This window comes from Stenotrophomonas genospecies 3 (assembly GCF_054473855.1).
Map to the genome: position 1 here is coordinate 379,979 of NZ_JBTMUR010000002.1, position 18,165 is coordinate 398,143.

The following is an 18,165-nucleotide window of genomic DNA, read 5'->3' on the forward strand; positions in this document are numbered from 1 at the left end:
ACTAGAGCAGCAACAGCGCCCCGATCAGCGCAGGCGGCATCACCAGCGCGCCGACGCGCAGGAAGTCGAGCGCGCTGACATGCTCGCCCTCGCGGCGCAGCGCCACCAGCCACAGCATCGTGGCCAACGAGCCGGTCACCGACAGGTTGGGGCCCAGGTCCACGCCGACCAGCAATGCGGCGCGGGTCTGTGCCGGCAGGTCGGCCATCTGGCCCAGCGAGCCAGCGGCCAAGCCGACCGGCAGATTGTTGGCCACGTTGCTCAGCAACGCCGCCGCGCCACCGGCCAGCCAGCTGGCCTGGTGTGGGGAGGCTTGCGCTACGGCCTGCAGCGCGCTGGCTGCAGTCTGGATGGCGCCGGTCTGGGCAACCGCTTCCACCAATACGAACAGGCCGGCCACCAGCGGCAGTACGCCCCATGACACATGGCGCAGCAACGGCAACGGACTGCGCCGCTGGCGCATCGCCACCACCGCCACACTCAGCGTGCCTGCGCAGAACGTGGTCAATCCGAGCGGGCCGTTCAGTGCGGAGGTCACCAGCAGCACGGTGCCGGTGAACAACACGCCCAGCACGCTCAGCCGGCCACCATCGGTCAGCGGGCGATGCGCCGGTGCCGCCACCAGCGGCTGCGCGATCTCGCGCCGATGCACCCAGCGCAGCACCAGATAGGTGGCGCCGATCGCGGCCAGTGACGGCAACGCGAACTGTGCCAGCCACTGCATCAAGGGCGGCATGTGCTGGCCGTACACCACCAGGTTGGCCGGGTTGGAAATGGGCAGCACGAAGCTGGCCGCATTGGCGATGAACGCACAGACGAACAGATAGGGCAGGGGGTTGGCACGGGCCGCCTTGCAGGCTGCGTAGACCGCCGGGGTCAGCACCACCGCCGTGGCATCGTTGGAAAGGAACACGGTCACCAGCGTGCCGACCAGGAACACCAGGTCGAACAGGCGTCGTCCCGAGCCTCCCGCATGACGGACCGCGTACAACGCCAGCCAGTCGAACAGGCCTTCGCGCCGGGCCAGCTCGGCCAGCATCATCATGCCGACCAGGAACAGATAGACATCGCGGCCCTCGGCCACCGCGTGCAAGGTCGCGCCGAACGACATCGCTCCCAGCAGTGGAAGCAGAAGGGCAGCCCCCAGTGCCCACACGTACTCCGGAATGCGGAATGGCCGGAACAGCAGGCCTACGGTGGCAACGGCCACGGCCGCCCAGATGAGAAAAGAGGAGTGGGAAACGAGCATCGGGCGGGGTGTCTCAGCGGCGCCGACGCGTACCTCACGGGAGCGCGCCCGCTGCAATCACGGCAGTTCGGGGAAGGCGGCATCATACTCCGTGAGCCGCGCCCGAGCTGTGGAGCCCAGCCCATGCTCGTCTGCTTGCCGCGTGCCCCCGGCACCCACGCTCCGCGAACGTTTTCTTCGGGCGTTCTTCACCACCACCCCGCATAAGGTGGGAGCCATTCAAGGCGTTGCGGTGGACTCAACGATGTTCGAATACCAGGACTGGACCTTCAACGCCAATGGCCGAACCCTGGTGGCCCGGGTGGAACTGGATGGCGACGGCGGCGGCACCATCAATCGTTACCAGTTGACCCCCGGGCCCGCCCAGTCCGGGCTGTGCATCAAGGTGGCCTCGCAGGAGGAAGCCGCCAAGAGGCTCGAAACCGAGGTGGAGAAGCTGCTCGGCCCAGAGTGGTAAAGAGGGCTTCACTGCGGCAGAAGCATTGTGAGGTTGCCAGCGCCACTCCGCAATCTCAGTCCATGCGACGGCCGACCGTATTCTTCCGGCCATGCATTCCCCCTCCAGCCCTCCCGATTTCATGACGGCCCGCCGGCCCTCCGGCTGGGTGCAGCGCGGTGACCACTGGGACCTGTGGTGGAACGGCCGCTGCGTGGCCAACATCGTGCCGCATGCCGTGCTCGGTGTCCGCCTGTTCCTCGACGCGCGGAAAATGTCACAGACCAAGGTGGTGGCTGCCGCAAATGCGCGGCAGGCCAAGCGCTACGCCGAACGCTGGTGCGCCGCCCGGCTCTGCCCGCAGTTGCGGTTGCGCGATGCGGTGGCGCGGCTGCTGGATGCCGGTACTCCACCACCTTCCACGCTCACGCGGGAGCAGCGGCAGCAGGCCCGCCGCCTGGCCGAGGCCGGGTCGCGCGAGATGGGCCGGATCAAGGAGGCGCTCGCGCTGAGACGGCCCCCTGCGATGTCGCGAGCGCAGGAGCAGGCACGCCCGCTACCCAGATAGAACCTCGGCCACGTGGTCCTGCGCGCACCTATAATGCCGCCCCCGGCCCCGATCACTTGCTGATCGAGGCACCTGCCGGGTCTACCTGCGGCATCCATCTGGAGTTGATCAAGAATGCAGACGTTCACGGAAGAATGGATTGGCGCCCTGCGGCGCGTCGCACTCTGTGCGGGACTGGCTGCCCTGGCCTGCAGCACGCCTGCGCTTGGCAATGACAACGCAGCCGAGCGGGATCGCGTGATGGCTGCGGCGAAGACCGGCAACGCGGAAGCCCAGAATGAACTTGGGGACAGGTATCTGCGCGGCGCAGGCGTCGACAGGGACGCAGCGAAGGCAGCGGACTGGTACCGCAAGGCGGCCGATCAGGGCTATGCGCCGGCACAGTCCATGCTGGGTGTGCTGTATCTGCGAGGCAATGGCGTGCCGAAGGATTCCGCTCAGGCCCTGCACTGGGTACGCAAGGCTGCCGATCAGGGCAATGCGGACGCACAGTCCGATCTCGGGATCATGTACCTGCAGGGCCTGGGCCCGCAGCAGGATGATGCCCAGGCTGTCCTGTGGCTCCGCCGAGCCGCTGAACTCGGCTCGCCGGCCGGGCAGTACAGCCTTGCCAATCTCTATCAGAAGGGACGCGCCGGCCTCACGAAAGACGAGGCCCAGGCCATGCAGTGGTATGCCAGGGCAGCCGTGCAGGAGCTCGGCCTAGCGGGAGTCAAGGAGGCCCGTCTGGAGCTGTGCCTGAATCGCAAGGAGAACGAGGTGTGGTGTGCCGAGATGGACACGCCCGGCGCGTTTGGCCCGGTTGAAGCATTCACAGCGGCTGCCGATGGCGGTGATGTGGAGGCGCAGACCAGGCTCGCCCTGATGTATGCCAAGGGTATCAGCGTAGAGAAGGATGAGGCCCGATCCGCCGACCTGTATCGCAAGGCGGCAATGGCGGGCTACGCGCCTGCACAGGCCGAGCTGGGATACCTGTACTCCATCGGGCGCGGGGTGCCCAAGGACCAGGATGAGGATATCTACTGGACCTGTGAGGCTGCAGCGCAGGGAAACCGCAGGGCGATCCGCAATCTGGCCATCAAGCAGACCTACGATCTGTTCGATCCGAAGGAGTGCCCCGAGCGGCGCGCGCGCAAGCGCTGAGTGCCGATGCGTCCGGACCCCGCACAGAGGTCCGGACGCTGATCTCTTTCAGCGGTTACGCCGAGAGCTCCTCGCGCACGATCCTGGCCCCTTCGCTGAGCGCCCGCAGCTTGCCCCGTGCCACGTCACGGGCCAGCGGCGCCATGCCGCAGTTGGTGCTCGGGTAGAGCTTGTCGGCATCCACGAACTGCAGCGCCTTGCGCAGGGTGTTGGCCACTTCCTCGGCCGTCTCCACCGTGCTGGAGGCCACGTCGATGGCGCCCACCATCACCTTCTTGCCGCGCACCAGCTCGATCAGGTCGATCGGCACGTGCGAGTTGTGGCATTCCAGCGAGATGATGTCGAGGTTGGAGGTCTGCAGCTTCGGGAACGACTCTTCATACTGGCGCCATTCCGAGCCCAGCGTCTGCTTCCAGTCGGTGTTGGCCTTGATGCCGTAGCCGTAGCAGATGTGCACGGCAGTCTCGCACTTCAGCCCTTCGATCGCGCGCTCCAGTGCGGCCACGCCCCAGTCGTTCACTTCGTCGAAGAACACGTTGAAGGCGGGCTCATCGAACTGGATGATGTCGACGCCAGCGGCTTCCAGCTCCTTCGCTTCCTCGTTGAGGATCTTCGCGAATTCCCAGGCCAGCTTCTCGCGGCTTTTGTAGTGCGCGTCGTACAGCGTGTCGATCATGGTCATCGGGCCGGGCAGGGCCCACTTGATCGGTTGCGTGGTCTGCCGGCGCAGGAACTTCGCATCCTCCACGAACACCGGCTTGGGGCGGCTCACGGCGCCGACCACGGTCGGCACGCTGGCGTCGTAGCGGTTGCGGATGCGCACGGTTTCGCGCTTCTCGAAGTCGACGCCGCTGAGATGCTCGATGAAGGTGGTGACGAAGTGCTGCCGGGTCTGCTCACCGTCGCTGACGATATCGATGCCGGCGTGCTGCTGTTCCTGCAGGGACAGGCGCAAGGCATCCTGCTTGCCTTCGGTCAGGCCTTCATCCTGCAGCTTCCAGGGCGACCAGAGCTTTTCGGGCTCTGCCAGCCAGGAGGGCTTGGGCAGGCTGCCGGCGGTGGAGGTAGGGAGCAGTTTCTTCGTCGACATTGCGTTCTGTGTCCTGGGGCGGATGGAGAATCGGTGGATCAGCGGGCAGCCCACTGCTCAAGCACGGCGCGATACGGCTTGATGAAGTGCTCTTCGGTGAATTTGCCCTGCTTGACCGCCAGCTGGCTGCGCTCTTCGCGGTCGTAGACGATGCGGGTGGAGGAGTAGTCCTGGTGCTTCAGGCTGGGCTGGTAGACCTTGCCGGCCACGGAATTGGCGTTGTAGATCTCCGGCCGGTAGATCTTCTGGAATGCCTCCATCGTGCTGATGGTGCCGATCAGTTCCAGGTTCGAGTAGTCGCCCAGCAGGTCGCCCTGGAAGTAGAACGCAAGCGGCGCGACGCTGCCCGGCGGCATGAAGTAGCGCACCTGCAGGCCCATCTTGTCGAAGTACTGGTCGGTGGGGGAGAACTCGCCCTGGCGATACTCCACGCCCAGGATGGGATGGTGGTTCTCGGTACGATGGTAGGTCTTGCTGCTGGAGACGCTGATGCAGATCACCGGCCCCTTGCTGAAATTGGCGCGGTAGGCCTCCGATTCCAGGAAGTGCTGGAACAGCTTGCCGTGAAGATCACCGAAGCCTTCCGGAATGCCGAAGGTCGCCTTTCCCTCGTTGCTGGCCGGCAGTACCACGCTGAAATCGTAGTCACGCACATAGGACGAGAAGTTGTTGCCGACGATGCCCTCGGTGCGAGCGCCGGTACGCGTGTCGACAATGGTCGGGCGCAACACCTCGATCAGCGGGAACGGATCGCTGCCATCGGCTCCATCGATGTGCATCTCCACCGAGATGATGTCCAGCTCAACGGCGTAGCGGTCCGCGCTCGGGTTGTCCCAGTGCGCCAGGTCGTTGAAGCGGTTGTTGATCATGCTGATCGTGTTGCGCAGGTTTTCCTGGCGGGATGCGCCACGGGCCAGGTTGGCGAAGTTGGTGGTGATGCGCGTGCCGTCAGCGGGCTGGTAGTCCTCGTTGAAGGGGATGCGCGTGATGCTGAAAGTGAAGGTGTCGGTCGTCATGGGCGGCGTTCCGGGTTGCGGGGGTGACATCCGAATGCTGGTCGCAGGCATTCGGCATTCAGAGGACTGCAGCGGCCTCGGCGGCAGCGGGCGCTGCACGATGGGACAGCGCAAGCAGGGGCAGCGCCCGCTGCACCGCCAGCCGTGCACGCTGGATCAGGGCGTCGTTGTGCACGCGGCCCTCGGCGAAATCGCGGTCGGTGGCGTACACGCCCAGGGGCAGGGTGCGGGCCTGGAAGAAACTGAAGAGTGGCCGCAGCTGGTGGTCGATCACCAGCGCGTGGCGCTCACTGCCGCCGGTGGCGGCGAGCAGGATCGGGGTGTCGACCAGTGCGTCCTGGTGGATGAAATCGAAGAAGTGCTTGAACAGGCCGGTGTACGAACCGCGGTAGACCGGCGTGGCCACCACCAGCACGTCCGCCTGTTCAACGGCCACCAGCTGCCGCTCCACGCTGTCGGGCAACTGCGAGCGCCACAGCGCACCGGCCAGCTGCGGCGCCAGTTCGCCCAGCTCGATCAGGTGCGGCTCGCAGGCAACGTCCTCGCCGATGAGGTCCAGCAGGTGCTCGGCCAGGGTTGCAGCCCTGGAGGGGCGCTGCAGTCCGCCGGAAACGGCGGCGATACGGAGGGGGCGGGTCATCTGTTCGCTTTCAGCAGGGGAGGGAGCTCCTTCGGGCGATCTGCGGGGGCGCAGTCCTGCAGGCCGGCGAGGTGACCGGGCTGGCAGGCAACCGAAGGCATGACCCGATCCTAGTCATGCCCTTCCATGACGTAAAATGGTATTACTTCACCAATCCATGAGCGGGATTCATCGTCATGCTGGAACGGATCCACCTCAGCATCGTGCAGCAGGTCGAGCAGCAGGGCTCGCTGACCGCTGCCGCCGGCGTGCTCAACCTGACCCAGTCAGCCCTCAGCCACAGCATGAAGAAGCTGGAGCAGCAGCTCGGCACCGACGTCTGGCTGCGCGAAGGCCGCAGCCTGCGCTTAACCCAGGCCGGACAGTACCTGCTGGCGGTGGCCAACCGCGTGCTGCCGCAGTTGGACCTGGCCGAAGAACGGCTGGGCCAGTTCGCCCAGGGCGAGCGCGGCGCGCTGCGCATCGGCATGGAATGCCATCCCTGCTACCAGTGGCTGCTGAAGATCGTCTCGCCCTACCTGGCCGCCTGGCCGGACGTGGATGTGGACGTCAAGCAGAAGTTCCAGTTCGGCGGTATCGGCGCGCTGTTCGGCTACGAGATCGACCTGCTGGTCACGCCCGATCCGCTGCTGAAGCCGGGCCTGAAGTTCGTGCCCGTGTTCGACTACGAGCAGGTGCTGGTGGTGGCCAAGGACCATGCACTGGCCAATGTGGACCACGTAAAGCCGCGTCAGCTCGGCCAGGAAGTGCTGATCAGCTACCCGGTGCCGTTCGAGCGCCTGGACATCTACAACCAGTTCCTGCTGCCGGCCGGCATCACGCCGCGGCGCCACAAGACCATCGAAACCACCGACATCATGATGCAGATGGTGGCCAGCGGTCGCGGCGTGGCCGCGATGCCGCGCTGGCTGGTGGAGGAATATGCCGCGCGCATGGACGTGGTGCCGGTGCGCCTGGGGGCGAAGGGCATTCCCAAGCAGATCTACCTGGGCGCGCGCGAGGCCGATACCGGTATCGACTACCTGCAGGCCTTCGTCGAACTGGCGCGTAACAGCACGCCGATTGCCGGCAATGTGGGCGGAGCGCGTTGATGCCTGCACCTGGATCGCAGCGGGCGGAAGCCTTCATCAACGCGTTTTCTCTGGAAGTGAGCGCGAAGGCCATGCCGGCACTGCGCGCGGAAGCGGATCGCATCGCTCCGGGAACGACGATCTCGATCCCTTACCTGGCGAGCGAGGACGACGACGCCCGGCTGGCGGCCGCGCGCACGGTGCGCGAACTCGGCTTCGAGCCGATGCCCCATCTCTCTGCCCGCCGCATCGCGTCGCGTGCGGCGCTTGCGCGGTTCCTGGAACGCGCCGCCAGCGAAGCGGGGGTAGAGACGTGCCTGCTGATCGCGGGTGATCTTTCCGCGCCCGCAGGGCCGTTTGCCGACAGTACTTCGATCATCGAGACTGGCCTTCTTGAACGTTGCGGCATCAAGGTTGTTGCCATGGGCGGGCATCCGGAAGGGCATCCGATGATGAACGCCGAGGACCGTTGGCGCGTGCTGGAGCGTAAGTGCCAGGCCATCGAGGCGCGGGGCATGGCACCGCTGATCATCACCCAGTTCGCCTTCGATGCCGATATCGTGCTGGCCTGGCTGGATGCGCTGCGCGCCCGTGGCATCACGGTTCCGGTACTGGTGGGCGTGCCGGGGCCGGCCAGCATTGCGCGGTTGGCCCGCTACGCCGCGATGTGCGGCGTGAGTGCCAGTGCATCGATGCTGGCGCGGTATGGCATCTCGATCGGCCGGCTGCTCGGCACGGCGGGGCCAGAGGTGTTTGTGGATCGCCTATTGAGTGGGCTGACGGACGCCCATGGTCCGGTCAGTCCGCATTTCTTCCCGTTCGGCGGCATTGCCCCATCACTGGACTGGATCGAGCGGTACCGGCGGCGCACGTCGGCCGCCAGCGTCTGATGATCTATCGATGATCGCGTGGCCGGGCCCTTCAGCCCGGCAGTTCGCACTTCATCTTGCCATCTACGTAGTACGGCTTGGGTACGTTCGGGTTCTCGCTGGTCTTCTCGAAGACCACCTCGAACGACGCCGCATCGGGCGAGCCCTTGCGGTCGGTGCACGCGTCCTGCAGCTTCTTCTTGACCGCCGCGATGCCCGCATCGCGATTGGCACCGTCGGCGCTGTTGGTCAGGTTCACGGTCTCGGCGGAGGCCAGCGGGCTCAGGACCAACAGGCAGCCGGTCAACATCAGGGTGTGCAGTCTGGTCATGCCGCGTACCTCATGGGTCTCCAATGATGCTCCAGCATAGAGCGGGGCTGTTAACGGCCTGTGGCCGCCCCGGCTTCGGGGCAGGTTCACCCGCATTCGTCGTCGAACACGGGAGGTTGGTCGGACGTTTCCCCTTCGCCGGAGGTGTTCGGCTAGGCTGCAGCAACTGACCGCAAGGATGAAGGCACTCATGATCCGCTGGCTGTTTCTGGCGCTTGCCACGCTGCCGTTCGATGCTGGGGCCGTGGTCATCCGCCACGATGTGGACGATGCCCGATACCGGATCGATGGATCCGCGTTTCCGGCCCTGGCCGACATGCCGGGCGAAGGGCAAGGCGTTCTGATCGCGCCGCAGTGGGTGCTGACGGCAGCGCATGCCGCACCGATGGAGGGGATGGGGCAGACCATCACCATCAAGGGGAAGGACTACGGCGTGGAACGCGTATTCCTGCACCCCGGTTACCGGAGAATGCCTGACGCATTGGGCAAGGAGGCATTGGCAACGGGAAATCCTGCGAAGATCCACGCCTTCCTGGCCGGGTCGGATGACATTGCACTGATCCGGCTCGCAGCGCCCGTGAACGACGTGCAGCCCGTGGCGCTGTATCGCGGCAGCGCCGAAGTCACGCAGATCGCCGCCTTGATCGGGAAGGGCGCCACTGGCAATGGTACGGTTGGACTGGTGCCGGGCGGGCCGCATCGCACCACGCTGCGGCGGGCATACAACGCCATTACCGGCGGCAATGATCGCTATCTCTGGTATCGGTTCGATGCCCCGCCACAGGGCCTCCCACTGGAAGGCGTGCTCGGTAACGGGGACAGCGGCGGCCCATTGGTGATCAAGGATCACGGCGTCTGGCAGCTGGTGGGGCTGGGCTCCTGGATCACCGCCGTTCCCGAGCATGCCCTTGAGGCCGGCTTCTACGGGCAGGTTGTGCACAACGTTCGGGTATCGCGCTATGTGGGTTGGATCGAGAGCGTCCTGAGTGCGCCCACTAATCGTCCCGTAACCCCCGAAGACTCACAGCTGTCACTGGTTGCAACCCGGGCGGAAGCGAATAGTGGACGCCAAGGCGAGGGCACCTCGCCACCACCCACCAAGGCGACCGCTTATGAACATGCTCCAGCAACTCACCTCGCAGACGCCGATCTGGGTCTGGCTGCTCCTGGCGTTCCTGGTCACGCGTGGCATCGCCGCCATGAAACCGGGTGAGACTTCGTTACAGAAGCTGGCGAGCGTGCCCGTCCTGTTCGCCGTGTGGGGCGCGTGGTCGATCAGTCATCGCTTCGGCGCCTCGCTGACCGCCTGGGGCGAGTGGTTGGCCGGCATCGGCACCGGCGCGGCACTGGGATGGCTGCTGCTGGGCCACGTGAAGCTGACCCTGGAGGGCGCTACCGGAAAGCTCTGGCGCAACGCGGACTTCAGCCTGCTGCCGCTGCTGCTGATCACCTTCCTGGTGAAGTACGGCTTCGAAGTTGCATTTGCAGTGTCGCCGTCGCTGACCGCCAACGCCGGCTTCAGCGCCGCCTACCTGCTGCTGGCAGGCGGATTCACCGGCCTCTTCATCGGCAAGTACTGCCGCTATCTGGCCTCGTTGCGACTGGGTGAGGCAGGTAAAGGGGTTGGGGTGGCAGGCTGAAACCAGCTCCGTCGTGACGCGTCACATTAATAGCCCCAAGGGGTAGTGCCGGCCGCTGGCCGGCAGCCCTTGTCCCTACAGGCTCCAATCAACCCGCATGCCCGCAATCAACGCATTCGGCAGGTCTCGCTGGCAGGCAGCACCATCACTGGTGAGCTGCTGCTTGCATTTCACTACGGCGCCGGGGCGGGGCAAGTGGTTCCAATTGCAAATGACTCTCACTACACTTGCGGCATCCCACCCCTTCCGCCGCCTATGGCGGCCAGAACTCCGGCTCCCAACGTGAATTCCCCGCCCCACCTGTGCAGACCGCAGGCATTTGCCCTGAGGGTGATGTGTCCACGCTAGGCCGGGGCACGGGCAGCAACGCGGATCGGGCCTCGTCCACGGAGGCGGGCATTCCGGAAGACGCCTCGCCAATGGGCGGGAACCTCCTTGCGAAAGCCTATGCCCGCTGGCGCGGGCCCATTCTGCGCAGCCTTGCGCGTGTCAGAGGTGCGGAGGGTGAGGACGCCCTGCACGACGGTGCAGTCAAATGGCTGGCGGCAAACCCTGCACTGGCCTCGTGCGACCAGCAAGGCGCCTATTTCCGGCGAACGGTGATGAACACCGTGGCCGATGAATATCGTGAGCACACCGCAGGCCGCCGTCTCCAGACGCTGCCGCTGGCAGATGCAGAGGATGCGGGCCAAGCCATCGCCAGCGATGAATCACAGTGCCCGTTGCAGCTCAGCGCCCAGCGGCAGCGCCTGGAGCGCCTGCGAGAAGCGCTGGCCGAGCTACCCGAGCGTCAACGCGAGGCATTCGTGCTCTGCCGCTTCGATGGGCTGACCCAGGAGGACGTGGCCGCTCGCATGCAGATCTCCCGCCGCATGGTGGTCAAGCACCTGTCGCGAGCGGTTGCCTACTGCGAAGTGCGGGTACGCTATGCGTCTCTGGCACAGATGCAGGAACTGCATCGCCCGATCAAGGCGGGCGAGGCGTTGGCGCCTGCCATCGATGCTGATTTTCCCTGCCGATGACCGATCTCCCTTCTGCCGCAGGTTCCGACCCGTTTGCCCTGCATGAGGCGGCCGCCGCGTGGATGGTGCGGCGGCAGGATGCGGACTGGCAACCGGAAGAAGAGGCGGCCCTGCAGCACTGGCTGGCCGAGAGCGAAGCGCACCGACAGGCGTTCGCCGACGTGGCCAGAACCTGGCACGACCTCGGCCAGTTGCCGCGCCCCGTGCTGGCCTCGGACCCGCATGCGGTGATCGCCCCAGCAGTACCTGCACCTGCCGCTCCACGGCGGGGCAGGGCGGCGCGGCGTGCACGGTCGTGGCGCCTGCCACGCGTTGCGGCGGCTGCGGCCGTGGCGATGCTGGCCTTGGGGTACGTCGGCTACGGTTGGTACACCGCGCCCAGCTACGTACAGGACGTGGCCACCGGTGCGGGCGAGATACGCGATCTTCAATTGCCGGACGGCTCACGGATTTCACTCAATGCACGCAGCACGCTGGCGGTGCATTTCTATCGATCCCGTCGTGAAGTGGTGCTCAGCCAGGGCGAGGCTTTCTTCGAGGTCGCCCCGGCGGCCGACCGGCCCTTCACCGTCGATGCCCAGCGCAGCCGGGTGACGGTGGTCGGCACAGCCTTCAATGTGCGCAATGGGCCGGGCGAAGTCGTGGTCAAGGTGCTGCATGGGCACGTGCGGGTACAGCCGGATCGCGCCGAAGGCACCGCGCCGGTCAGCCTGCACGCCGAACAAGGCCTGGCCGTTACCACGCTTACAGCCGCCTACCGCTCCATTGCCGCCAGCGCAGACAGCATTGGCGGCTGGCGCAACGGGCGCCTGGTGTTCCGGCGCACCCCGCTGGACGAAGTGGCGCAGGAGGTCGGGCAGTATCTGGGCCATCCCGTCACGTTGGGCCAGCCAGGGCTGAAGTTCCTGCCGGTCTCCGGCTACGCAGCCACCGATGCCCCGGCCACCTTCCTGGAAGCGCTGCCGGATCTGTTGCCCGTGCAGGTGACCCGCACTGCCCAGGGCGGCTATCGCATCGACGAACGGCCTGTCACCCGCTGACGCCGGAACGAAAATTTCTTCCGGCGCGGGTTCCCACCCCACCGCCATTTTCCGTTTACCCCAGTGAGGCCAGTAGCGGCCAAGCATGATGGAGCGGTAATGGGGTACATGAAGATCAAGCGCGCACTTGTTGCTGGCGCGTTCTCTACGGGGGTACACGCCAAGCGGCTGCCGTTGCTGGCACTGTGCATTTCCAGCGCGCTGGCAGCGCCAGCCATCGCACAGGCGCAGCCGGCTGCGCGCGTGCAGTTCAATATTCCGGCGCAACCGCTGGATGCCGCACTGCGCCGCTTTTCCGAGCAGTCCCGGCAGCAGGTGCTGTTCAGCGAATCGGCGGTGGCGGGCCGTCGCGCCCCGGCCTTGACCGGCAGCTACACGCCGCAGGAGGCACTGGCGCGCCTGCTGGAGGGCAGTGGCGTGCGTGTCAATGCCACCCGTCCGGGCGTGTTCACCCTGGCGCAGGAAGCAGCAGCGCCTGCGCGCAGCAAGGATGCCCAGACCACCCTGCAGACGGTGAACGTGACCGCCAATGCCCCAAGCGATGGCGCTTACACGGCACGTGAACTGAGCCTGGGCAAGCTGGGGCAGAGCATCCGCCAGACCCCGCAGTCGGTCAGCGTGATCACCCGCCAGCAGCTGGACGACCGCAACCTCACCACGCTGGACGAAGCGCTGGCACAGACCACCGGCGTGACCAAGACCGCCCGCAACTTCGGCAACCACAAGTTCTCGATCCGCAGCTTCACCGTGGACGACAGCAACTATCTGGTCGATGGCGTGGCCGGCATTGTCTATGCCCCGGTGGGCTGGCTGCCGATCGACACCGCCGTGCTGGAACGGGTTGAAGTGCTGCGCGGTGCCGGTGGCATGATGCTCGGCGCGGCCGACCCCAGCGGGGCGATCAACATGGTGCGCAAGCGCCCGCGCGACCAGGCCCATCTGGATCTGGCGGCCACGCTGGGCTCGTGGGACAACTACCGCGTCGAGGTGGATGGCGGTGGCCCGCTCAATGCTACCGGCAGCGTGCGCGGCCGACTGGTCGCCGCCTATCAGGACCGCGACTACTTCCAGCGGGGCACCTCATCGAAGACGCCGGTGGCCTATGGGGTGATCGATGCCAATCTGGGCACGGATACCACGCTGACCTTCGGCCTGCGCCATCAGGCCAGTGACACCGACGGCTACTGGCTGTTCGGCCTGCCGCGCTACACCGATGGCGGTGCGCTGGACATCAAGCGTTCCACCTCGCTCATCCAGGACTGGAACCGGCAGGAGGGCTCCGTCGACGAAGCCTTTGCAGAGGCGGAGCACCGCTTCAACGAACGCTGGAAGGCACGCCTGTCGGTGAACCGCACCGAGTCGGACCTGGACCAGCGTGTCGCGGTTCCGCTGGGTGGGGTGGACCGCGCCACCGGCATCGGTTCGCGCTTCTATGACATCTATTTCAACCGCTCGCGCGTGCGTAGTGATGGCATCGACCTGCACACCACCGGCAGTTTCGACGCCTTCGGCCGCAGCCATCAGCTGCTGCTGGGCGCGATGTGGTCGCGCCAGCGTACCCGCCAGAGCTCGGCGGACCTGGCCATCGACGTGCCGATTGATGTCTACGCACCCGACCACAGCGCCATCGCGCAGCCGCTGCAGCCCGCGTGGGACTGGTCAGAAAACGCCCGCGCCCAGCAGAGCGGCGTGTACAGCAACCTGCGCCTGCAGCTGGCAGAACCGCTGCACCTCACGCTGGGTGGCCGGCTGAGCTGGGTGAAGTACCAGTCCAGCGATGGCTTCACCGGCGCCAAGAGCCGCGACTACGAACAGAAGCACGAATTCACCCCGTACGCCGGCCTCGTCTACGACCTGGGTCCGCAATGGTCGGTCTATGCCAGCTACGCCGATACCTTCCAGCCGCAGAGCTCGTACGTCACCGCGTCCGGCTCGGTGCTGGATCCGGCCATCGGCGCCAACTACGAGCTGGGCGTGAAGGGTGAGTTGAACGATGGCCGCCTGAATGTCTCCGCCGCAGTGTTCTCCATCCGCAAGACCGGCAACGCCGTGGTGGACGAATCCGACCCGGGCAGCTGCCGTGGCTCGCTGGCGTCGTCCGATTGCTACCGCAATGGCGGCAAGCTGCGCAGCAAGGGCTTTGAGCTGGAGGCCAGCGGCGAACTGGCGCCGGGCTGGCAGATGATGGCGGGCTATACCCACGTCACCAGCCGCGACGATGAGGGCGCGACCATCAGCGCCGAGACGCCCCGCCATCTGCTGCGCCTGTCGACGTCCTACCAGCTGCCGGGCAAGTGGAACGCGTTCTCTGTGGGCGGGGGTGTATCGGCACAGAGCAGCTACTCCTATCCGGCCTACGACGACCCGGACTGGCGCATGGGCGCAGCGGGACGTGCCGTGTGGGACCTGCGCGCCGGCTACCGGATCAATCCGCGCTGGAGCGTGGGCGTCAACGTGGCCAACCTGTTCGACACCCGCTACTACGCGATGATCAGCCAGATCCGCCGCGGCAACTTCTTTGGCGAACCCCGCAATGTGATGCTGACGCTGCGCGGATCGCTGTGATCTTCCGCAATCGGCGGGGCAACAGCCTGCCCGCCACGGGGCAGGCATGAAAGCGGGCTTCCGGCAGAGCATGTCGTGGCTGCACACCTGGTGCGGCCTCACCTGTGGCTGGCTGTTGTGCGCGATTTTCCTGACCGGCACGCTCAGCGTGTTCCGTGAGCCGATCACGCGATGGATGGAGGCCGGCCCCGTGCCGGCCTCCTCGCCGGGGGTGGACACCGCAACGCAGGCGGTACGTGCGCAGCACTGGCTGGCCGCCAACGCCGCCGATGCCCGGGCGTGGCAGATCCGTTGGCCTGCCCAGCCGGGCTGGCCACTGGAGCTGTCATGGGAGGGTGGCGACGGCACCGCGCACGAACGCTGGGTGGATACCAGCACAGGCATGCCACGGCCTCCACCTCGCCGTCGGGAAACCGAAGGCGGGCGCCACTTCATGTCCTTCCACTACACCCTGCACGGCGGCATGGCCGGCTACTGGCTGGTCGGCTGGATCACGGCCTGCATGCTGCTGGCGCTGGTGTCCGGCGTGGTGGTGCATAAACGCATCTTCAAGGACTTCTTCACCTTTCGCCCGGGCAAGGGACAGCGCAGCTGGCTGGATGCGCACAACCTGAGTGCCGTGCTGACCCTGCCGTTCCTGTTCATGATCGGCTACACGGGGCTGACCTTCTTCTACAGCAGCTATCTGCCGTGGCCCGTGCAGGCAGCCTATGGCGATGCCGATGACGCCTATGCGCGCTATGAAGCCGAGCTGGCGCCTGCACAGCCGACTCCGCCAGGCATCCTGATATCCACCGCGCGACTGCCGGACCTGCAGCACCTGCTCGCACGCGCGCAGGCTATCAGCGGGCAGCCGCCAGTACTGATCGTGATCCAGGCGCCCGGCACCGTGCACAGCGTGGTGGAGGTGATCGGCCGCAAGCCGGAGGGGGGCGCGGCCAGGCATCTGCTGACCGAGACCAGCCGGGCGGCGTTCGATGCTGCCAGCGGCGCGCTGCTGCAACAGCATGGTGCACATCCGCATGCCATTGGCGCCGTACAGGTGCACGAAACCATCGAAGCACTGCACAAGGCCGATTTCGGCGGCTGGCCGATGAAGTGGCTGTACTTCATCAGCGGCCTGCTGGGCACGGCGATGATCGCCATCGGCACGTTGCTGTTCTCCATCAAGCGGCGCAAGCGCAGCGAGCATGAGTTCGGCGCGGCCACGGCGGGCATCTACCGCTGCGTGGAAGCCTTCAACGTGGCATCGCTGGCCGGGGTGGCGCTGGCAAGCATCGTCTACCTGCATGGCAATCGGTTGCTGCCATTGGGAATGAGCGATCGCAGCGCATGGGAAATACGCATTTTTCTTGCTGCCTGCGCTGCCTCGGTGCTGCACGCGCTGTGGCGCCCACCGCGCCTGGCCTGGATCGAGCAGTTGTGGCTGGCTGCAGCACTGTGCCTGGCGCTGCCGCTGGTGAACATGGCAACCACCGGGCAGGGGCTGCTGATGTATCTGCAGCGGGGCGCGTGGCAGCAGGCCGGCGTGGAGCTGGTCGCACTGGCATTCGGGTTGATGCTGGCAAGAATGGCCCTGATGCTGCAGCGCCGCTGGCCCCGGGCACCGGAGGCGGCGCGTACGGCCAAGCCTCCGGCCGGGCGGGAAGCGGCCTATCGCTGGCAGGTGGCGAGCCGTGTGCTGGCCGCCTCGCTGGGCGGCTACGTGTTCACCGCCGTTACCGCTGCGGCACTGGCGTTGTTGCTGCCCGCGCTGGTGGGGGTAAGGACGTCCGTTTCGGTCCTGGCCAGTTCACTGCTGGGGTTCGTGCTGTTCATTGCCGTTGCTGCGGGCGTCTTCAGTGCCCGCAGTGTTGGGAGGGTGTGGCTGAGTCTGGCGGCGGGGAGTGCCCTGATGGGGTTGCTGGTGGCGATGCTGCGGACGGGGTGAGGCCAGGGGGGGCGTTGGCCTGTCACATGCTTCCGTCCAGGCTCTTCCGGAAGAACGCCCCCAGCGCTGCAAACGGAATCAGATCGGTGCGGTCGTACAGATCCACATGGCCTGCACCCTTCACCCACAGCAGTTCCTTCGGTTGTCCCGCCAGCCGGTAGGCCTCCTCACTGAATTCCTTTGAATGCGCCTGATCACCCGCAATGAACAACATCGGACGCGGGGAGATGGTCTCGATGTCGTTGAACGGATAGAAGTTCATGAACTTCACGTTGCTGGTCAGCGTCGGGTGGGTGGTGAGCTGCGGTGATGAACCAGTCGGCGTGAACTCGCCGCGCGAAGTGCGGTAGAAGTCGTAGAACTCGCGCTGGATCGGATGAGTATCTGCCTCAAGCCTATGCACCGTGCCGGAGGTGTACTGTGCGGCGCCGCCCTCGGCTTCGACCCAACGCTGGCGCGCGGCAGCAGCAATCACGGCCTTGCGCTGCTCAACGCTCTGCGAGCGGTTGAGGGCACTGCGGTTCGCGGCGCCCATGTCGTACATGCTGACGGTAGCAATGGCTTTCATGCGCGGGTCGATCTTGGCCGCACTGATCACGAAACTGCCACTGCCGCAGATGCCAAGCACGCCGATCCGTTCGCGATCCACCTGTGGCTGCGTGCCCAGGTAATCGACGGCTGCACTGAAGGCCTCGGCATAGATGTCCGGCGCAACTGCATTGCGGGGCTCGCCCGCACTTTCACCCCAGAATGACTGGTCGATAGCCAGGGTCACGAAGCCTTGTTCAGCCAGCTTCTGTGCGTAGAGATCCGCACTCTGCTCCTTCACCGCGCCCATGGGATGGCCCACGATGATCGCGGGCAATGCTTGCCCAGGCCTGCGGTTCTTCGGTACGTACAGATTGCCGACGATCTGCATGTGGTACTGGTTGTTGAAGCGCACCTTCTCGCTGGTGAGCTGGGTGCTGCGATAGAAGTTGTCCGCGCCGTGGGCCATGTCCTGTCCAACTGCAGTGAGGGGGATGGCCGCGAGGACCAGAGAAAGCATCAGCGTCTTCATTCGCGCATCTCCGAATACTGTTCGTCGCTTACTTTCTCCAGCCACGTCACCGGGCTGCCATCCACCGCCTCGGCAATCGCGATGTGGGTCATCGCCACTGTGGCACTTGCACCATGCCAATGCTTCACGCCCGGGGCGATCCACACGGTGTCCCCCGGACGGATCTGCTGGCGTGGCTGACCCCACTGCTGCACCCAGCCCACGCCTGCGGTCACGATGAGGGTCTGGCCCAGCGGGTGGGTGTGCCAGGCCGTGCGTGCGCCGGGCTCAAAGGTGACCGTTGCACCTCCTACGCGTGCCGGCGCAGGGCGTTGGAACCCGCCATCGATGCGCACGTTGCCAGTGAAGTAGTCAGCGGGGCCCGCCACGGACGATGCGCTGCCAGCAGGCGTTATGCTCAGATCATCGCTGGCCGGGCCGCCGCCGGTCGCAGGCGCAGCCATGGATATCAACGTACCGAGAAGCATGGACATGGGGAGTACTCCAGGAGTTGGGG

17 protein-coding genes and 1 pseudogene are annotated in these 18,165 nt (G+C 66.0%); 11 read left to right on the plus strand and 7 right to left on the minus strand.

The window, feature by feature from the left end:
- Position 1: 1 nt before the first annotated feature.
- Positions 2–1,249, minus strand: coding sequence for an arsenic transporter (locus tag ACX9OT_RS04110; RefSeq protein WP_459001091.1), 1,248 nt, complete (start codon positions 1,247–1,249; stop codon positions 2–4).
- Positions 1,250–1,493: 244 nt separating this feature from the next.
- On the opposite strand from ACX9OT_RS04110, the gene ACX9OT_RS04115 reads away from it, so the two are divergent.
- The 3 genes from ACX9OT_RS04115 to ACX9OT_RS04125 all read left to right on the plus strand — a co-directional run bounded on the left by ACX9OT_RS04115 (position 1,494) and on the right by ACX9OT_RS04125 (position 3,396).
- On the plus strand, positions 1,494–1,706 hold the full coding sequence (locus ACX9OT_RS04115; RefSeq protein ID WP_459001093.1) for a hypothetical protein: 213 nt from the start codon (positions 1,494–1,496) through the stop codon (positions 1,704–1,706).
- Between the two features lie 91 nt (positions 1,707–1,797).
- Positions 1,798–2,253: a hypothetical protein gene (locus ACX9OT_RS04120; RefSeq protein WP_423173967.1), complete on the plus strand. Its 456-nt coding sequence runs from the start codon at positions 1,798–1,800 to the stop codon at positions 2,251–2,253.
- A 114-nt stretch (positions 2,254–2,367) separates the two neighbouring features.
- Positions 2,368–3,396 (plus strand): SEL1-like repeat protein, encoded by a 1,029-nt coding sequence (locus ACX9OT_RS04125; protein ID WP_459001095.1) that lies wholly within the window; start codon positions 2,368–2,370, stop codon positions 3,394–3,396.
- A gap of 55 nt (positions 3,397–3,451) precedes the next feature.
- Here the strand turns inward: ACX9OT_RS04125 and ACX9OT_RS04130 are convergent, their stop codons facing one another.
- From ACX9OT_RS04130 to msuE, 3 genes are read right to left on the minus strand one after another with little or no spacing between them, the layout of a single operon-like run.
- Entirely contained in the window at positions 3,452–4,486 is a 1,035-nt protein-coding gene (locus ACX9OT_RS04130; protein WP_049401536.1) for a methionine synthase, read from the minus strand.
- Between the two features lie 38 nt (positions 4,487–4,524).
- Positions 4,525–5,502, minus strand: coding sequence for a DUF1852 domain-containing protein (locus ACX9OT_RS04135; protein WP_459001098.1), 978 nt, complete (start codon positions 5,500–5,502; stop codon positions 4,525–4,527).
- 58 nt (positions 5,503–5,560) lie between these two features.
- Positions 5,561–6,142 carry an FMN reductase gene (msuE, locus tag ACX9OT_RS04140; RefSeq protein WP_459001100.1) on the minus strand — a complete coding sequence of 194 codons (582 nt, stop codon included), beginning with the start codon at positions 6,140–6,142 and terminating at the stop codon, positions 5,561–5,563.
- A gap of 176 nt (positions 6,143–6,318) precedes the next feature.
- On the opposite strand from msuE, the gene ACX9OT_RS04145 reads away from it, so the two are divergent.
- Both ACX9OT_RS04145 and ACX9OT_RS04150 read left to right on the plus strand, forming a co-directional pair.
- Positions 6,319–7,233 (plus strand): LysR family transcriptional regulator, encoded by a 915-nt coding sequence (locus ACX9OT_RS04145; RefSeq protein ID WP_459001102.1) that lies wholly within the window; start codon positions 6,319–6,321, stop codon positions 7,231–7,233.
- Positions 7,233–8,102: a methylenetetrahydrofolate reductase gene (locus ACX9OT_RS04150; protein ID WP_459001104.1), complete on the plus strand. Its 870-nt coding sequence runs from the start codon at positions 7,233–7,235 to the stop codon at positions 8,100–8,102. Before ACX9OT_RS04145 ends, ACX9OT_RS04150 begins: the two co-directional genes overlap by 1 nt.
- Positions 8,103–8,133: 31 nt before the next feature.
- Here ACX9OT_RS04150 and ACX9OT_RS04155 read toward each other — a convergent pair whose 3' ends face one another.
- On the minus strand, positions 8,134–8,412 hold the full coding sequence (locus ACX9OT_RS04155; RefSeq protein WP_459001106.1) for a hypothetical protein: 279 nt from the start codon (positions 8,410–8,412) through the stop codon (positions 8,134–8,136).
- A gap of 190 nt (positions 8,413–8,602) precedes the next feature.
- On the opposite strand from ACX9OT_RS04155, the pseudogene ACX9OT_RS04160 reads away from it, so the two are divergent.
- The 6 genes and pseudogenes from ACX9OT_RS04160 to ACX9OT_RS04185 all read left to right on the plus strand — a co-directional run.
- Positions 8,603–9,403, plus strand: a pseudogene (locus ACX9OT_RS04160) (S1 family peptidase); the annotation flags it as partial.
- 121 nt (positions 9,404–9,524) lie between these two features.
- Positions 9,525–10,052 (plus strand): DUF6622 family protein, encoded by a 528-nt coding sequence (locus ACX9OT_RS04165; protein ID WP_459001108.1) that lies wholly within the window; start codon positions 9,525–9,527, stop codon positions 10,050–10,052.
- Between the two features lie 335 nt (positions 10,053–10,387).
- Complete coding sequence (locus ACX9OT_RS04170) at positions 10,388–11,074, plus strand: RNA polymerase sigma factor (RefSeq protein ID WP_459001110.1); 687 nt, start codon at positions 10,388–10,390, stop codon at positions 11,072–11,074.
- Positions 11,071–12,114 (plus strand): FecR family protein, encoded by a 1,044-nt coding sequence (locus ACX9OT_RS04175; protein WP_459001112.1) that lies wholly within the window; start codon positions 11,071–11,073, stop codon positions 12,112–12,114. Before ACX9OT_RS04170 ends, ACX9OT_RS04175 begins: the two co-directional genes overlap by 4 nt.
- 108 nt (positions 12,115–12,222) lie before the next feature.
- Positions 12,223–14,679 (plus strand): TonB-dependent siderophore receptor, encoded by a 2,457-nt coding sequence (locus tag ACX9OT_RS04180; RefSeq protein ID WP_459001114.1) that lies wholly within the window; start codon positions 12,223–12,225, stop codon positions 14,677–14,679.
- Between the two features lie 46 nt (positions 14,680–14,725).
- Positions 14,726–16,609, plus strand: coding sequence for a PepSY-associated TM helix domain-containing protein (locus tag ACX9OT_RS04185; RefSeq protein WP_459001116.1), 1,884 nt, complete (start codon positions 14,726–14,728; stop codon positions 16,607–16,609).
- A gap of 22 nt (positions 16,610–16,631) precedes the next feature.
- Here ACX9OT_RS04185 and ACX9OT_RS04190 read toward each other — a convergent pair whose 3' ends face one another.
- Together ACX9OT_RS04190 and ACX9OT_RS04195 are read right to left on the minus strand one after the other, a co-directional pair.
- Entirely contained in the window at positions 16,632–17,669 is a 1,038-nt protein-coding gene (locus tag ACX9OT_RS04190; protein ID WP_049422285.1) for an alpha/beta hydrolase, read from the minus strand.
- Positions 17,666–18,142, minus strand: a complete 477-nt coding sequence (locus ACX9OT_RS04195; RefSeq protein ID WP_189719432.1) for a (R)-mandelonitrile lyase — start codon at positions 18,140–18,142, stop codon at positions 17,666–17,668. The genes ACX9OT_RS04190 and ACX9OT_RS04195 overlap by 4 nt, the downstream gene beginning before the upstream one ends.
- Positions 18,143–18,165: the final 23 nt, after the last annotated feature.

Excerpts from the sequence above, each read along its gene's own strand:
- ACX9OT_RS04110 (WP_459001091.1), bottom strand. The coding sequence starts at position 1,249 with ATGCTCGTTTCCCACTCCTCTTTTCTCATCTGGGCGGCCGTGGCCGTT.
- ACX9OT_RS04115 (WP_459001093.1), top strand. The coding sequence starts at position 1,494 with ATGTTCGAATACCAGGACTGGACCTTCAACGCCAATGGCCGAACCCTG.
- ACX9OT_RS04120 (WP_423173967.1), top strand. The coding sequence starts at position 1,798 with ATGCATTCCCCCTCCAGCCCTCCCGATTTCATGACGGCCCGCCGGCCC.
- ACX9OT_RS04125 (WP_459001095.1), top strand. The coding sequence starts at position 2,368 with ATGCAGACGTTCACGGAAGAATGGATTGGCGCCCTGCGGCGCGTCGCA.
- ACX9OT_RS04130 (WP_049401536.1), bottom strand. The coding sequence starts at position 4,486 with ATGTCGACGAAGAAACTGCTCCCTACCTCCACCGCCGGCAGCCTGCCC.
- ACX9OT_RS04135 (WP_459001098.1), bottom strand. The coding sequence starts at position 5,502 with ATGACGACCGACACCTTCACTTTCAGCATCACGCGCATCCCCTTCAAC.
- msuE (WP_459001100.1), bottom strand. The coding sequence starts at position 6,142 with ATGACCCGCCCCCTCCGTATCGCCGCCGTTTCCGGCGGACTGCAGCGC.
- ACX9OT_RS04145 (WP_459001102.1), top strand. The coding sequence starts at position 6,319 with ATGCTGGAACGGATCCACCTCAGCATCGTGCAGCAGGTCGAGCAGCAG.
- ACX9OT_RS04150 (WP_459001104.1), top strand. The coding sequence starts at position 7,233 with ATGCCTGCACCTGGATCGCAGCGGGCGGAAGCCTTCATCAACGCGTTT.
- ACX9OT_RS04155 (WP_459001106.1), bottom strand. The coding sequence starts at position 8,412 with ATGACCAGACTGCACACCCTGATGTTGACCGGCTGCCTGTTGGTCCTG.
- ACX9OT_RS04165 (WP_459001108.1), top strand. The coding sequence starts at position 9,525 with ATGAACATGCTCCAGCAACTCACCTCGCAGACGCCGATCTGGGTCTGG.
- ACX9OT_RS04175 (WP_459001112.1), top strand. The coding sequence starts at position 11,071 with ATGACCGATCTCCCTTCTGCCGCAGGTTCCGACCCGTTTGCCCTGCAT.
- ACX9OT_RS04180 (WP_459001114.1), top strand. The coding sequence starts at position 12,223 with ATGAAGATCAAGCGCGCACTTGTTGCTGGCGCGTTCTCTACGGGGGTA.
- ACX9OT_RS04185 (WP_459001116.1), top strand. The coding sequence starts at position 14,726 with ATGAAAGCGGGCTTCCGGCAGAGCATGTCGTGGCTGCACACCTGGTGC.
- ACX9OT_RS04190 (WP_049422285.1), bottom strand. The coding sequence starts at position 17,669 with ATGAAGACGCTGATGCTTTCTCTGGTCCTCGCGGCCATCCCCCTCACT.
- ACX9OT_RS04195 (WP_189719432.1), bottom strand. The coding sequence starts at position 18,142 with ATGTCCATGCTTCTCGGTACGTTGATATCCATGGCTGCGCCTGCGACC.